Source organism: Nocardioides jensenii JCM 1364 = NBRC 14755 (assembly GCF_001552535.1).
Classification (GTDB): Bacteria; Actinomycetota; Actinomycetes; order Propionibacteriales; family Nocardioidaceae; genus Nocardioides; species Nocardioides jensenii.
In genome coordinates this window covers 1-14,626 of record NZ_BCRJ01000091.1, presented here as the reverse complement: position 1 = coordinate 14,626, position 14,626 = coordinate 1, and the positions used below count along the sequence as shown (strand labels likewise).

Here is a 14,626-nt window from a genome sequence, read left to right as displayed (position 1 = left end):
CCGATCCCAGCCCGGCCAGCGCCTCGCGGGCGGCCTCGAGGTCGGAGCCGGCGAGGTCGACGAAGTCGGCCGCGTCGCCGAAGATGCGCACCTGGTCGGTGGTCTGGCTGGCGCCGGTGCCGCGCAAGGAAGCCGGGCGGTCGGCGGTGACCACGACCAGCGGCACCCCGGCATGGGCGGCCTCGAGCACCGCCGGGTGCAGGTTCGCCACCGCCGTGCCTGACGTGCACATGACAGCCGCGTGTCGGCCCACCTTGGCCATCCCGAGCGCGAGGAAGCCGGCGGTGCGCTCGTCCATGCGGGTGTGCAGGCGGATCCGATGGTCGGCGACCGCGTCCCACGCGGCGAAGGCCAGGGGGGCGTTGCGGGACCCGGGGGCCAGCACCACCTCGGACACGCCGGCCGTGGTCAGCAGGTCGAGCAGACCCCGGGCCAGCAGGGTCGCGGCGTTCGCGCGTGGGGGCGGGGTCATGACGGTCGATCCTGCCGCACGGATCGGCGCAGCGCATCAACGTCGGCCCGCCGGTTCGCCCAGTGCGCCACCCGGTCGTGGCCGGCCGCCAGTCTCTGCAGCGACTCCTCGTCGACCGCGGGCCGCCCCACGCGCAGCATCCCGTTCACGGGGACCAACGACTCGAGGGCCACGTCGTCGGTGAAGAGCTGCACCGTGGCCAGCCCGCAGGCGTGCGGCAGCTCCGGGAGGGCCGCGGCCAACGCCACGCCGGCGGCGATGCCGACGGAGGTCTCCAGGGCGCTCGAGACCACGACCGGCAGCCCGATGTCCTCGGCGATGCGCAGACAGGCCCGGACGCCCCCGAGCGGCTGCACCTTGAGCACGGCGATGTCGGCGGCCTCCAGGTCACGCACCCGGTAGGGGTCGGCCGCGCGTCGGATCGACTCGTCCGCCGCGATCGGCACCTCCACCGTGCGGCGTACGACGGCCAGGTCCTCGACCTCGACGCAGGGCTGTTCGACGTACTCCAGCCCGCCGGCGGCACGGTCAAGGGCTCGAATCGCGGCCAGCGCCTCCTCCACATCCCAACCACCGTTGGCATCCACGCGAATCCGGCCCTCGGGACCGATCGCGTCACGAACCGCCTCGACACGGGCCAGGTCGTCGCCGAGGGTCTGGCCGCGCTCGGCGACCTTGACCTTGGCCGTCGTGCACCCACCGGCGAGGACGATCTCGTGTGCCCGTCGGGGACTCGTCGCCGGCACGGTGACGTTCACCGGGATCGCATCGCGCAGCGGTGCAGGCCAGTCCCCCGCGGCCGCCTCCTCGGCGCAGCGGAGCCACGGCTCGGACTCCGCCGCGTCGTACTCCAGGAACGGGCTCCACTCACCCCATCCGGCCTCGCCACGGATCAGCACGCCCTCACGCACGGTGATGCCTCGGAAGCGGGTGCGCAGCGGGATCGAATAGACATGGTTCATGCGGGCTCCTCCATCAGTCGGCGCAGCGCCTGGCGGTCGATCTTGCCGTTGGGCAACAGGGGCAGGTCATCGAGGCGGACCAGGTCGCGAGGGGCCCAGGCCCGCGGGTGCTCCACGGACACCCAGTCCCGCGCCTGCTCCAGCGACAGGTCGCCGACCACGAAGGCGACGACTCGTTGTCCCCACTCCGCATCGGCCACACCGAGCACCTCGACCTGGTCCACCGCCAGGTGCGCACGCAGGCGAGCGGCCACGGCGGGGGTCGGCACGTTGACACCCCCGCTGATCACCACGTCGTCCACCCGGCCCAGCACCTGCAGCCGTCCGTCGACGATGCGACCCAGGTCGGAGGTGACGAACCACCCGTCCACCAGCGTCCTTGCGGTCAGCTCCGGGTCGCCGTCGTAGCCGTCGAAGAGCACGTCCCCCCGAATGCGGATCGGCTCCCCGTCGCGCACGTCCAGCTCGACCCCGTCCAGGGGACGGCCGTCGTACACGCAGCCACCGGAGGTCTCGCTCGCGCCGTACGTCGACACCACGCGCACGCCGCGGTCCTCTGCCCTACGCCGCAGGGCCGGGTCGATCGGCCCCCCACCGAGCAGCACCGCGTCGAAGCCGGCCAGTGCCTCGGGGTCGGTCTCGACCAAGCGGTGCAGCTGCGTGGGCACCAAGGAGAGGTACGCCGGCCCGCCGGCCACGCACGCTGCCGCCGCAGCGGCGGCGAATGACTCGTGGTCCTCGAGCAGCACCGGGTCGGCCCCGGCCAGCAGTGCACGCACGACGACCTGGAGGCCCGCGACGTACGACGCCGGCACGGTCAGCAACCAGGTGCCGCCCCCGCCGAGGCGCTGATGAGCAGCATGAGCCGAGGCGAGCACCGCCCGGCGCGAGAGCACCACCCGCTTGGGGCGGCCGGTGGACCCGGAGGTCTCGACGATCAGCGGCGCCGGCTCGGCCGGGGCGTCGAGCCAGGCACGCACCGCCTCGATCACCTCGGGGGTGGTGCCGTGGACCGGGCGCAGAAAACTCACGCGACGAACGCTAGCGGCACTGGAACAATCGCCTCCGTGGACCTCACCTGGCTCGGTCGCCATCATCGCGATCTCACTTCTCTCGGGAGCCCGTGATGCATCGATGATGCGACTCGTGCGGAGTTTCGTCCCGCCGTCCCCACTCGCCGGACGCCTCGCGACTCAGTCTCTGCTCTTCGCCGTCGGCGAGGGCACCTTCATGACCGGCTCGGCGGTCTTCTTCACCCAGGTGGTGGGGCTCAGCGCAGCCCAGGTCGGTCTGGGGCTCACCCTGGCCGGCGTGGCAGCCTTCCTGGCCGCCCTGCCGATGGGCAAGCTGGTCGACCGCTTCGGCCCGCGCCGGATGTGGGCGGTCAGCGCCGCGGGCCAGGCCGCGATGTTCTCGGTGTGGCCGTTCATCGGCGACTTCCGCAGCTATCTGACCATGGCCATCGGCATGGAGATCCTCGGCGCACTGGGTGGGGCCTCCCACGGCGCGTACACGATCGACGTCCTCCCACCTGAGGAGCGCGTGACGTCGCGGGCGTACATGTACTCCGCCCTCAACGCGGGTTTCACGCTCGGGTCGCTGATGGGTGGCATCGCCCTGGCCTTCGACTCCAACGACGTGATCCGCATGGTGCCGTGGTTCACCACCCTGGTCTTCGCGGTCAACGCGGTGTGGATCCTGAGACTGCCCCGCGCACCGCACGACCTGCGCACCGCCGAGGAACGCAAGGTCAAGATCCCCGGCCCGGGCGCCCTGCGCAACGTCGGCTGGTTGCTCGTGACGTTCTTCACCGGGGTGCTGTGGACCAACCAAGTGTTGCTGCACCTGGTCATCCCGCTGTGGCTGGTCGAGGAGACCGATGCACCACGGGTGCTGCTGGCCTTCCTCTTCGGCACCAACACGGTGATGTGCATCTTCTTGCCGATGGCCGCCGCCCGGGGCATCACCGACGTGCGCACGGCGCTGCGCGCGACCAGGTTCTCGACCATGTTCTTCGTGATCTCGTGCCTGATCACGTTGCTCACCCACGACACCGTCGGCTGGCTGACGATCGCCCTCGTCTGGCTGGGTCACGTCACCGTGACCGGCGCCGAGCTCTACCTGTCCGCAGCCAGCTGGTCGTTCGAGGCCGACCTCATGGACCCCCGACGGCGGGGTGAGTACCAAGGTGCCGCCGAGCTCACCGGCACGCTGGGCCGGGTCTGGGCACCGGCGGTCTACACGTTCCTGGCCATGGAGTGGGGTGCCGCCGGTTGGCTGGTCATTGCCGGCATCGTCGTGGTCGCGACGGCCGGCCTGGTGCCGTCCGCGCGGGCGGCGCAGCGACACCTGGAGCGGCACGGTGAGCCCGTCCCTGCTTGAATCGTTGCTCGTGACGACACCTGCTGACTGGATCGCCGGCTCCCGGCCCCGCACTCTCCCCGCCGCGGTCGCCCCCGTGCTGGCCGGCACCGGCGTGGCGGCGTACGCCGATGACGCGGTCTGGTGGAAGGCACTCCTGGCCATGGTCGTCGCGCTGGCCCTCCAGGTCGCGGTGAACTACGCGAACGACTACTCCGACGGCATCCGCGGCACCGACGAGGAGCGGGTCGGCCCGATGCGGCTGGTCGGATCGGGCGCGGCCACGCCCCGAGCGGTCAAGCTCGCGGCGTTCTCGGCGTTCGGTGTGGCCGGGGTCGCCGGGCTGGTGCTGGCGATCACCACGGCCTGGTGGCTGGTCGCGATCGGCGCCGTGTGCATCGTCGCGGCCTGGTTCTACACCGGCGGCAAGCACCCCTACGGCTACCTCGGCCTCGGCGAGGTGATGGTGTTCGTGTTCTTCGGGCTGGTCGCGACGGTCGGTACGACGTACGTGCAGACCGAGTCGTTCGAGGTGGCCGCCCTGTACGCCGGCACCGCCGTCGGGGCCCTGATCTGCGGCATCCTGGTCACCAACAACCTGCGCGACATCCCCACCGATCGTGAGGTCGGCAAGCGGACACTTGCGGTCGTCCTGGGTGACGAGCGCACGCGCTACTTCTTCACCCTGCTGGTGGTGGCCACCGCCGTCGCCCTGGTCGGCGTCGCGCTGACCACGACCTGGTGGGCGCTGGTGGGTCTCGTCTACCTCGTGCCGGCCGGGCGCGCGACCCGCACGGTGCTCTCGAAGGCACAGGGGCCGGCACTGGTCCCGGCCCTGGCCCAGACCGGAGCCAGCGTGCTTGTGCTGGGCCTCGCGCTGTTCGTCGCTCTCCTTCTGGGATGATGCCTGCCTGATACAGGCAATCCCCGAGGAGCAGGTCATGGGTCTGGCGTTCTACAAGCGTGAGGGCGACGTCCTCGTCCCGCAGTCCCTGGCACGCAGCCTCTGGGGCAAGGACCAGATGCACGGCGTCGCGATCAGCGCCGGGTTGTCCCGGGCCGCGGAGCAGGCACTGCGCGACCTCGGCCGCGACGATCTGCAGCCGGCCCGCTACACGGTCGACCTGTTCCGCCCCGCCGCCATGACCACCAGCACGTTCACCACCGAGGTGGTGCGCGAAGGGCCGCGGATCTGCCTGATCGACGTCTCACTGATGCAGGACGGCGAGCGGGTGGCCAGGGCCAGCGCCCTGTTCCTCAAGCGCAGCGAGAACCCCACCGGCGACATCTGGCACCCCGCCGACGACGACCGCCCGGTCCCGCCGCCGCTGGACCTGGTCCCCGAGGGCACCGACCCGCACGTGCCGTGGTTCCACAGTGACGCCGGCTGGTCCCAGGACTTCCCGGCCCACCAGAACTCCTCACGCAAGACCACCTGGCAGACCGGGGTCCCGGCCGTGTCCGGGGAGCCCGCCTCCCCGTTCACCGCGGTGGCCAGCATCGCCGACGCCACCACGATGGTGGTGAACTGGGGATCCCGCGGTGTCGAGTACATCAACACCGACATCACCGTGACGCTCTCGCGCCTGCCGGACGGCGTACAGCTCGGTCTGTCGGCGCTCGACCACGTGCAGCACGACGGCATCTCGGTCGGCACCGCCACGATCTTCGACCGACGCGGCCCGCTCGGCACCACCGTGATGACCGCGATCGCCAACACCAGGCGCACCGTCGACTTCGACAAGGTCGAACATCTCGACGACGGCACCCGGCGCCAGTCCCCCGGCGTCTGAGCCCCCGCGCGCCGAGGGTCCCCGGCGTAGGCTGGGCGCCATGACGTTCTTCCTCATCCTGATCGCCGTGGTCGCCCTCGGCTTCGTCGCCTGGAAGCTCCGGGCCCCGTTGCTCGCCAAGATCCTCGGCCAGCCCCAGTCGCGCATCGAGCGGCGACTGAACAAACCCGGCCGCTGAGCCGGTGTCGGTGGCTGCCGGCCCTCAGGTCGGTGACTCCCAGACGCCCGAGGCCCCGAACTCCTCCAGCACCCGCTCGTACGGCGTGATGTCGATGCCCTGCGCGTCGAGCCAGGCGTCGGAGTAGTACGTGTCGGCGTAGCGCTCGCCACCGTCGCAGAGCAACGTGACGACCGAGCCCTGCTCTCCGCGGGAGCGCAGGTCCGCGATCTGGTGCAGCGCCCCCCACAGCGCGGTACCGGTGGAGCCGCCGACGAGACGCCCGGTGACCCGGGAGCACCAACGGGCCGCGGCGATCGAGGCGGCGTCGGGCACGGTGATCATCGCGTCGACGACCCCGGGCACGAACGACGGCTCGACCCGCGGACGTCCGATGCCCTCGATGCGGGACGCCGACCCGGTCGCGTCGGGGTCGGTCCACCCGGCGAAGAACGCCGAGTTCTCCGGGTCCACGACACACACCTGCGTGTCGAGCCGGCGGTAGCGCACGTAGCGACCGATCGTCGCCGAGGTGCCACCGGTGCCGGCTCCGACCACGACCCAGCGCGGCACCGGGTGCCGCTCGCGCGCCATCTGCTCGAAGATCGACTCGGCGATGTTGTTGTTGCCACGCCAGTCCGTGGCCCGTTCGGCGTAGGTGAACTGGTCCATGTAGTGCCCGCCGGTCTCTTCGGCCAGTCGGCGGGACTCGTCGTAGATCGTCGACGGGTCGTCGACCAGGTGGCAGACCCCACCCTGGAACTCGATCAACGCGATCTTCTCCGGCGACGTGGAGCGCGGCATCACCGCGACGAAGGGGAGGCCGAGCAGTCGGGCGAAGTAGGCCTCCGAGACCGCCGTCGAGCCGGAGGAGGCCTCGATCACCGTGGTGCCCTCGCAGATCCAGCCGTTGCAGAGACCGTAGAGGAACAGCGACCTGGCCAGACGGTGCTTCAACGAGCCGGTGGGGTGCACCGACTCGTCCTTCAGGTAGAGGTCGACGCCCCAGTCCTCGGGAAGCGGGAAGACGTGCAGGTGGGTGTCGGCAGAGCGGTTGGCATCGGCCTCGACCCGGCGGATGGCCTCGTTGAGCCAGGCCCGCTCGCCGGACTCCGGGCGGGTGCCCACCGTGGAGCACCCCTCCTGTCGCCGGCGGACCTCGGTCACGGAGAGCCCTTCTCGTCCTCGCTCGCGTTGATCTCCTCGAACTTGGCCGTGGCCTTCTCGGCCTTGGTCTGCACGACCCGGGCGAACCGCTCGCGCTGCCTGTCGAGCAGGAAGAGCGAGGCGATGCCGGAGATCACGAACGCGATCACGATCGCCCAGATCATCGGGACCCCGTCGTCGGTGATCAGTCCCCAGATGCCGACGGTGATGCCGAGGGCTCCGGCGAACAGCACGATGCGCAGCAGGGTGTAGACAGCGAACTCCTTCACCCCTTCACCTTAGTGGTCATCGCTGGACGCTCGGCGGGGGCCACACCACGACGATTCGGCGATGACCACTGGATCGTCACGCATGAGGCCGTACTCTTGAGGGGTGGGCAAGTTCATCCTCGTCATCGTGCTGGTCACACTGGCGGTCTATCTCGTCGTACGCCTCGTGGAGACCCGGGGCGCACTCTTCCGTCGCGGGCCGGGCAATGACTCCCCCGGCCGTGGCGAACGGCGTCCGTCGGGCCCCCTGGGCCCCGACGACGATCCCGAGTTCCTGCGCGACCTCAACCGGCGCCGCCCGCACAAGGACAAACCGACAGACGGCTGACCTGCCCCTGCGGGCAGCCGCCCCTGGTGTCACAGGTCGTACGACGACCGCGGGGCCTCCTGCACGACCGCCGGGGCGGCGTACGAGTGCTGCGAGCCGCCGCCGAAGAAGTAGTTGATGCCGATGAAGTTGAACCACAGTGTGGCGACCCCCACCAGGGCCACGATCGCGGCGTTGCGCCCCTTCCAGCCGGCGGTCGCGCGGGCGTGCAGGTAGGCGGCGTAGACGACCCAGGTGATGAACGCCCAGACCTCCTTGGCGTCCCAGCCCCAGTAGCGTGACCACGCGTAGTGCGCCCAGATCGGACCCGCGATCAACACCGCGAAGGTCCACACCGGGAACGCGAAGGCGTGGATGCGGTAGGAGATGCGGTCGAGGGAGTCGAGATCGGGCACCCGGGCCAGGAATCCCGTGGTGGTGTCGGGCTTGCGCTCCTTGACCAGGTAGAGCACGGAGAGGATGGCACCCAGCGTGAACGCACCGGTGGCGATCACTGCGGCCACCACGTGGATGACCAGCCAGGGCGAGGAGAGTGCCTCGGTCAGCGGAACGACCTCTTCGTAGAGGGTCAGCTCGGCGACCATCAGGATGGTCAGGGCGAAGCCGACCACGATCGGCGCCATCCACTGCAGGCCGAAGCGACCACGCAGCACCAGATAGGCCAGGATCAGCACGAACGTCCCGGTGATCACGAACTCGTACATGTTGCCCCACGGCACCCGGTTCGGGTCGGCGGCCATGCCGCGCCCGACGAGCGCCACGAGCTGGACGGCCGCACCGATCACGGTGAGCAGGAAGCCGAAGGTGCCGAACGTCCGCGTCCGGTCGTCGAGTGGCGCGTCGGTCGGCAGCTTGCGCAGCGCCGCCCACTCGATGAGGTGGGCCAGGAGGGCCAGGAAGTAGACCACCGCGACGACCGCCAGGGCCTGGACGCTGAGGTTCTCCCACTGGGTGTTGCTCACGTGTTCTCCTCACGCGCGTCGGCTCCACGGAGCGACGCGACAATTCCGGCGAGCTCGGTTCCGACCTCGCCACCCCCCGAACGGTCCAGGGCTGCGACCTCGACCACGGTCTCCTCGTCCTCACGACGAGCCCGCACCCACACCCGGCGGGGGCGGATGAACAGCGAGCCAAGCAGGCCGAGCAGGGCGAGGATGACGCCACCGAGGGCGACCTCCTTGCCGGGGGTCTTGCTGATCTGGATGCGCACCCACGGCTGGATGCCGTCGAAGGTGACCGAGCCGGCACCGTCGGGCAGCTTCTTGGTCTCCCCGGGGAAGAGGTCGACCCGGAACATCGAGCCGTCCTTCTTCTTCAGCTCCGTCATCCGGTCCTTGTCGAGCACGTAGACCGACTGCGGCTCCCCGGAGTCCATGCCGAGGTTGCCGACGTAGGCCAGCATCGAGAGCCGCGGGTTGCGGTCGTCGCCGAACAGGGAGACCGGGTTGCCGTCGACGTTGGCGTACGTGGGGTAGAGCAGTCCTTCGAGCCCGATCTGCTTCGGCCGGGCGTCGGGGGCCTTGAGCACACCGAACGAGGTGAAGGTGGCCATCTCCTCGGGCAGGAAGATCACCGGGCCCGAGTAGGCCACGTCGCCGTTGCCGTCGCGCACCGTGATCGAGGGCGCGTAGCCGTGCCCGATCAGGAACAGGTCGGTGCCGCCGATGGAGAGCGGGTGGTTGACCTTGAGGTCGTACTGCTTCTCCTCGCCGTCCGGGGTCTCCCGGTAGTTGAGGTGCGCCACGAACTTCTGGGCCATCCCCTTGCGCGGGCCGCTCATCAGCCAGTTGATGTCGAACTCGTCGACCCCGAAGGAGAACGGCTCCATGTCCTCGGCGTCCATCAGGCTGCCGGGCACGAAGTCGTCGTACTGGGTGAGGTTGTTGGAGAAGCCCTTGTCCTTCACCACGATCACGCCACCCTGGTAGCCGAACAGTGCGCCGATCGCGAACCCGGCCATCACCACGAGCACGGAGATGTGGAAGAGCAGGTTGCCGGCCTCGCGGAGGTAGCCGCGCTCCGCGGAGACGCTGCCATCGCCCGCCGCCAGCCGGAAGCGGCGCTTCTTCAGCACCGTGCGCGCCCGCTCGAGCACCTCCTCGACCGACTCGTCGGTGGTGTACGTCGTGCTGTCGGGCAGCCGGGTGAGATTGCGCGGGGCCTGCGGCGGCGCAGCCCGGAAACCGCGCCAGTAGACGCGGGTGCGGGGCAGGATGCAGCCGACCAGGGAGAGCACCAGCAGCAGGTAGATCGCCGCGAACCACGCCGAGTCGAAGACCGAGAAGAGCCCGAGCTTGTCGTAGATCGGGGTCAGCTTCGGGTGGTCCTGGCGCCACTGCGAGACCTTGAAGGCGTCGATGTTCTCCTGCGGGATCACCGAACCGGGGATCGCAGCCAAGGCGAGCAGCAGGAGCAGGATCAGCGCCGTCCGCATCGACGTGAGCTGGCGCCAGGACCAGCGCAGGAGCTCACGAAGGTTCATTTCGGGGGAAGCCATCACACACTCACCTGGAATCCCGCTATGAGTTGTATCTGAAGCCAGTTGACGATCCACGCCCACCAGCCCGTGACCAGCAGCACCCCGATCACAACCAGCATGACGCCGCCGATGCGGGTGACCCATGCCTGGTGCCGGCGGATGAAGGCGAACGCGCCAAGAGCCCGGCGATAGGCCAGCCCAGCGACGATGAACGGTAGTCCGAGGCCCACCGTGTAGGCGCCAGACAGAACGGCGCTGCGACCCACCGCGGCTTCGTTGATGCCCAACGAGAGGATCGCGCTCAGTGTCGGGCCAAGGCAGGGAGTCCAGCCGAGTCCGAACAGAATGCCGAGGAACGGAGCTGCAGCAAGACCGACGGCCGGAACCTTGTGCACCCGCACGTCACGCTGCAGGAGAGGCACGAGCCCGGCAAAGACGAGTCCGAGCACGATGACGAGACAGCCGAGTATGACGGTGATGGTGCGTTGGTGCTCGAGCAGCGTGGCGCCGAAGTAGCCGGACAGCGCGCCCATCGCCACGAACACCGATCCGAAACCAAGCACGAACAGGACGGAACCAGCTAGCATCCGACCGCGGTGGGCGTCCTCCAGCTCGGCGCCTGAGAGGCCGGTCGCGTAGGAGAGGTAGCCGGGCAGGAGCGGGATCACGCACGGTGAGAAGAACGACACCAGCCCGGCCACAACCGCTATCGGCAGAGCCAACACCAGCGAGCCGGATGTTGCCGTTTCGCCGAAGTAGCGACCAATCTGATCAAGCATCTTCAGCGACGACCTCGTCGATCAGGGTCTCGAGTGTGGTCTTGCTGGGCAGCACCCCGAGGATGCTGGCCGCGACTCGGCCCTTCCGGTCGATGATCACCGTGCTGGGCGTCGAGTACGGCGTGAGGGTGCCGTGGAAGGCCAACAGGGTCTTGGCCGTCGGGTCGAAGATCGAGCGGTACGGGACGTCGTACGTGCGCACGAAGCCCATCGCGTTGTCGCGGGAGGGGTCGCGGTTGTTCAGCCCGACGAAGACCACGTCGTCCGGGTCCGCGGCCTTGGCCACCTCGACCACCTCGGGGGCCTCCTTGCGGCACTCGACGCACCAGGCCCCCCAGACGTTGACCACGACGACCTTGCCGCGGTAGTCCTCGAGCGAGATCGGCTTGCCGTCGAGATCCTCGCCGCTGAGCCTGATCGGTGACGTGCGCTCGCCCGGGTCGAGCTCGGTGACCTGCCCGTTGCCCGACACGTAGCCCTTGTCGCCGGTGCCCTCCAGTGAGGAGCACCCGGCTCCCAGGAGCAGGCAGGCAGCAGCGACCGCCGCGGTGGTACGGCGGGCGAGCAGGGCGGGCAGACCAGTCAGGGCCGACGCTCCTCGGGGGCGTTGCCGGCCGAGAACGGCGCCGCCTTGTCCTTGGTGGGGATGAGGTGACCGGCGGGCTCGGAGTAGGTCAGCGAGACCAGCCGCTCGTCCTCGAAGTTGAGGGTGGTCAGCGAGCAGAGCGTGCACTGGCGCTTGCGCGGGTCGTGCAGGTAGGACCGCTTCTCCACGAAGAGACGGGTGGTCCAGATCGGCAGCTGGTGCGAGACGATCACGGCCTCGTGACCGAGAGCGGCGTCGCGGGCGTCGTACACCGCGGCCATCATGCGGGCCGCGACCTCCTTGAAGGGCTCGCCCCACGACGGCTTGAGCGGGTTCCACAGGTGGCGCCAGGTGGAGGGGTTCTTGAGCGCGTTGTTGCCGCCGGCGAACGGCTTGCCCTCGAAGACGTTGCCGGACTCGATCACCCGTTCGTCGGTGACGATCTCGAGGCCGCGCAGCTCGGCCAGCGGCTGGGCGGTCTCCTGGGCACGCTCCAGCGGGGAGACCCGCAGGTGGGTGATGTCGCGGTCCTTGATCGCCTCGGCGACGACCCGGGCCATCTCCTGGCCGCGCTCGGAGAGGTGGTAGCCACCCATCCGGCCGTAGAGCACGCCCTGGGGGTTGTGCACCTCACCGTGCCGCAGCAGGTGGACGCTGGTCTTCTGGGTCATCGGCTTCCTTCGGAGGTCGAGGCTGCGGCGGCGGCTCGCGCGGCGCCGGGCAGCGCGTCGAGCACGGTCTGGACGGCACGGTCGTCGTGGGCGCTGGAGAGGAACCACGTCTCGTACGCCGAGGGCGGGAGGTAGACGCCGGCGTCGAGCATGGCGTGGAAGAACGCGGTGTACGCCGGCAGCGACTGCGCGTTGGCGTCGTCGAAGTTGGTCACCGCACCGTCGCGGAAGAACACCGAGAACATCGTGCCGGTCGCCTGGATCCGGTGCGGCACGCCGGCTGCGGTCAGCGCCTCGGCGGCGGCTGCCTTGATCGTCTCGCCCGCGGCGGAGATGTGCGCGTAGACGTCGTCGGTGGCCAGGCGCAGGGTGGCCAGGCCGGCGGTCGTGGCGATCGGGTTCCCGCTCAGGGTGCCGGCCTGGTAGACGGGGCCCTCCGGGGAGAGCCGGCCCATCACGTCGGCGCGACCGCCGAACGCGGCGGCCGGGAAGCCACCGCCCATGACCTTGCCGAAGGTGACCAGGTCGGGCCGCCAGCCCTCGTTCGCACCGTCGAGGCCCCACTGGCCCTGCTTGCTCGCGCGGAAGCCGGTCATCACCTCGTCGGAGATGAACAGTGCCCCGTGGTCGCGACACAGGTCGGAGAGCAGGGCGTTGAAGCTGCGGCCGTCGACCGTGGCCGGCGGCACGATGCCCATGTTGCCGGGGGCCGCCTCGGTGATCAGGCAGGCGATGCGGTCGCCGTGCTCGGCGAAGAGCGCGCGCACGGCCGCCGGGTCGTTGTAGGGCAGCACGAGGGTCTGCTCGACGAAGGTGTCCGGCACACCGGGGGTGCTCGAGACCGACTCGCCGACGTGGCCCGGCGCCTGTCCTGAGGAGCCGAGGGACGAGGGGTCTCGCAGGGTGGCCAGACCCGAGCCGGCCTGGGCCAGCAGCGAGTCGACGTGGCCGTGGTAGCAGCCGGCGAACTTCACGATCAGGTCGCGGCCGGTGAACCCACGGGCCAGCCGGATCGCGGACATGGTCGCCTCGGTGCCGGAGGAGACGAATCGGACCTTCTCGATCGGCGTACGGGAGACGATCTCCTCGGCCAGCTCGACCTCGGGCACGGTCGGGGTTCCGTACGACGTCCCGCGGGTGACGGCGTCCTGCACGGCGGCCATCACCTCGGGGTGGGCGTGCCCCAGGAGCATCGGGCCCCACGAGCAGATCAGGTCGACGTACTCGTTGCCGTCGACGTCGGTGAGCCAGGCGCCCGAAGCGGACCGGATGAAGCGTGGGGTGCCGCCCACGGCGTTGAACGCGCGCACCGGGGAGTTCACTCCCCCGGGGGTCACTCGCTGCGCGCGGTCGAAGAGCTCCGCTGACCGTGAGGTCGATCCGGTGGTCGAACGCTCGGCGTCAGGGGCAGGCACAGCGGAAGTCACCGCCTCATTGTCGCCGAAGGGCCAAACCGGGCCGAATCGGGGGTGACCACGCGATTTCGGCGGAAATTCACCGGAACCGCGTCATGATCAGGCGTGGCGGGCGTTTCCCTCTCGAGGTTGGGAACAGGCTTCTCATTCAACGAGACACAGGTCACCTCCGATACCGGTGCGTAACTTGGCATGTCAGACTTCGTTGATTGAAGTGCCTGTGCTTGAGGGAGCGGCAGGATCAGGACACGGATGAAGACTTTGGGGAGATTCACGCAATGAAGACGACTCGCTTCGGCGGCACCCAGCGGGCCATGGCGCTCGTTCCGCTTGCCCTGCTGTCGACCGCCTGGACGGCCAGCCTGATCGGCGTCGGCGGCGGCACCATCGCCTCCGCGTCCGACAACACGGGCCGCCTGCCCGACGGCAGCTCGATCGCCACCCAGGAGATCGAGGACCCGGCCAACTACACGCAGCCCGGCGTGATCGGTCTGGGTGTCCCCGAGGGTTCGGGTGACCGGATCGTGCAGACCGCCTCCACCAACGGCATCCCCGCAGCAGCTCTCTCGGCCTACCAACGCGCCGCCACCGTGATCAACGCCGCCGACAAGACCTGCAACATCCCCTGGCAACTCGTCGCCGCCATCGGCCGCGTCGAGTCCGACCACGGCCGCTACAACAACAACACCCTCGGCAAGGACGGCATCTCCCGCCCCGGCATCTACGGCATCGCCCTGGACGGCTCCAACAACACCCAAGCCATCCTCGACACCGACGCCGGCCAGTACGACCGCGACGCCAAGCACGACCGCGCCGTCGGCCCCATGCAGTTCATCCCCCAGACCTGGTCCGTGGTCGGCGTCGACGCCGACGGCGACGCCCAACGCAACCCCCAAGACATCGACGACGCCGCCCTGGCCGCCGCGGTCTACCTCTGCTCCGGCGACAACGACCTCTCCACCAACGCCGGCCAACGCTCCGCGGTCCACCGCTACAACCACTCCGACTCCTACGTCGACCTGGTCCTGCGGATCATGAACGCCTACATCGACGGCGACTACACCTCGGTGCCCAACTCCACCACCTCCGCGGTCTACATCCCCCCGACCTACACCTTCACCCGCCCCACCAACGGCGCCAAGATCAACAACCCCGCCACCGCCACCCCGACCCACGACGGCAACACC

Annotated in this window: 17 protein-coding genes; 6 read left to right on the top strand and 11 right to left on the bottom strand. The window is 69.7% G+C overall.

Annotation, left to right across the window (positions count from 1 at the left end):
• The 3 genes from NJ4_RS19340 to NJ4_RS19330 form a co-directional block, all read right to left on the bottom strand.
• Window positions 1–472: thiamine pyrophosphate-binding protein (locus NJ4_RS19340; protein WP_245644633.1), on the bottom strand; the 472-nt coding region annotated here is incomplete at its 3' end.
• A complete protein-coding gene (locus NJ4_RS19335) occupies window positions 469–1,434 on the bottom strand; it encodes an o-succinylbenzoate synthase (RefSeq protein ID WP_067439015.1) in 966 nt (321 codons plus the stop codon). The genes NJ4_RS19335 and NJ4_RS19340, both read right to left, overlap by 4 nt.
• Entirely contained in the window at window positions 1,431–2,465 is a 1,035-nt protein-coding gene (locus tag NJ4_RS19330; protein ID WP_245644632.1) for an AMP-binding protein, read from the bottom strand. The genes NJ4_RS19335 and NJ4_RS19330 overlap by 4 nt, the downstream gene beginning before the upstream one ends.
• A 106-nt stretch (window positions 2,466–2,571) precedes the next feature.
• Here NJ4_RS19330 and NJ4_RS19325 point away from each other — a divergent pair, with 106 nt between their 5' ends.
• Genes NJ4_RS19325 through NJ4_RS26050 form a run of 4 tightly spaced genes read left to right on the top strand, consistent with a single transcriptional unit; the run spans window position 2,572 to window position 5,766 of the window.
• Window positions 2,572–3,816, top strand: a complete 1,245-nt coding sequence (locus NJ4_RS19325; protein WP_217996920.1) for an MFS transporter — start codon at window positions 2,572–2,574, stop codon at window positions 3,814–3,816.
• Window positions 3,817–3,826: 10 nt separating this feature from the next.
• Complete coding sequence (locus NJ4_RS19320) at window positions 3,827–4,699, top strand: 1,4-dihydroxy-2-naphthoate polyprenyltransferase (protein WP_067439021.1); 873 nt, start codon at window positions 3,827–3,829, stop codon at window positions 4,697–4,699.
• 37 nt (window positions 4,700–4,736) lie between these two features.
• Complete coding sequence (locus NJ4_RS19315) at window positions 4,737–5,588, top strand: acyl-CoA thioesterase domain-containing protein (protein WP_067439009.1); 852 nt, start codon at window positions 4,737–4,739, stop codon at window positions 5,586–5,588.
• 40 nt (window positions 5,589–5,628) lie between these two features.
• Complete coding sequence (locus NJ4_RS26050) at window positions 5,629–5,766, top strand: hypothetical protein (RefSeq protein ID WP_169799296.1); 138 nt, start codon at window positions 5,629–5,631, stop codon at window positions 5,764–5,766.
• 24 nt (window positions 5,767–5,790) lie between these two features.
• Here the strand turns inward: NJ4_RS26050 and cds1 are convergent, their stop codons facing one another.
• Both cds1 and NJ4_RS19305 read right to left on the bottom strand, forming a co-directional pair.
• The gene (gene cds1, locus NJ4_RS19310; RefSeq protein ID WP_067439018.1) at window positions 5,791–6,873 is read right to left on the bottom strand and encodes an L-cysteine desulfhydrase Cds1; all 1,083 of its coding nucleotides are present in this window, start codon (window positions 6,871–6,873) and stop codon (window positions 5,791–5,793) included.
• 35 nt (window positions 6,874–6,908) lie between these two features.
• Window positions 6,909–7,181, bottom strand: coding sequence for a DUF4229 domain-containing protein (locus tag NJ4_RS19305; RefSeq protein WP_067439006.1), 273 nt, complete (start codon window positions 7,179–7,181; stop codon window positions 6,909–6,911).
• A gap of 103 nt (window positions 7,182–7,284) precedes the next feature.
• Between NJ4_RS19305 and NJ4_RS19300 the strand changes: the two genes are divergently transcribed.
• Window positions 7,285–7,509: a hypothetical protein gene (locus NJ4_RS19300; RefSeq protein ID WP_067439003.1), complete on the top strand. Its 225-nt coding sequence runs from the start codon at window positions 7,285–7,287 to the stop codon at window positions 7,507–7,509.
• 29 nt (window positions 7,510–7,538) lie between these two features.
• Here the strand turns inward: NJ4_RS19300 and ccsB are convergent, their stop codons facing one another.
• The 6 genes from ccsB to hemL form a co-directional block, all read right to left on the bottom strand.
• Window positions 7,539–8,471: a c-type cytochrome biogenesis protein CcsB gene (gene ccsB / locus NJ4_RS19295; protein WP_067439000.1), complete on the bottom strand. Its 933-nt coding sequence runs from the start codon at window positions 8,469–8,471 to the stop codon at window positions 7,539–7,541.
• Window positions 8,468–10,006, bottom strand: a complete 1,539-nt coding sequence (gene resB, locus NJ4_RS19290; RefSeq protein ID WP_067438997.1) for a cytochrome c biogenesis protein ResB — start codon at window positions 10,004–10,006, stop codon at window positions 8,468–8,470. Before resB ends, ccsB begins: the two co-directional genes overlap by 4 nt.
• Entirely contained in the window at window positions 10,006–10,767 is a 762-nt protein-coding gene (locus NJ4_RS19285) for a cytochrome c biogenesis CcdA family protein (protein WP_067438994.1), read from the bottom strand. Before NJ4_RS19285 ends, resB begins: the two co-directional genes overlap by 1 nt.
• Window positions 10,760–11,239: a TlpA disulfide reductase family protein gene (locus NJ4_RS26045; protein WP_067438991.1), complete on the bottom strand. Its 480-nt coding sequence runs from the start codon at window positions 11,237–11,239 to the stop codon at window positions 10,760–10,762. Before NJ4_RS26045 ends, NJ4_RS19285 begins: the two co-directional genes overlap by 8 nt.
• Window positions 11,240–11,349: 110 nt before the next feature.
• The gene (locus NJ4_RS19275) at window positions 11,350–12,024 is read right to left on the bottom strand and encodes a histidine phosphatase family protein (protein WP_067438988.1); all 675 of its coding nucleotides are present in this window, start codon (window positions 12,022–12,024) and stop codon (window positions 11,350–11,352) included.
• Window positions 12,021–13,451: a glutamate-1-semialdehyde 2,1-aminomutase gene (gene hemL / locus NJ4_RS19270; protein WP_082748892.1), complete on the bottom strand. Its 1,431-nt coding sequence runs from the start codon at window positions 13,449–13,451 to the stop codon at window positions 12,021–12,023. The genes NJ4_RS19275 and hemL overlap by 4 nt, the downstream gene beginning before the upstream one ends.
• 266 nt (window positions 13,452–13,717) lie before the next feature.
• On the opposite strand from hemL, the gene NJ4_RS19265 reads away from it, so the two are divergent.
• Window positions 13,718–14,626 (top strand): lytic murein transglycosylase (locus NJ4_RS19265; RefSeq protein ID WP_067438982.1); only part of this gene is annotated, 909 nt, incomplete at its 3' end.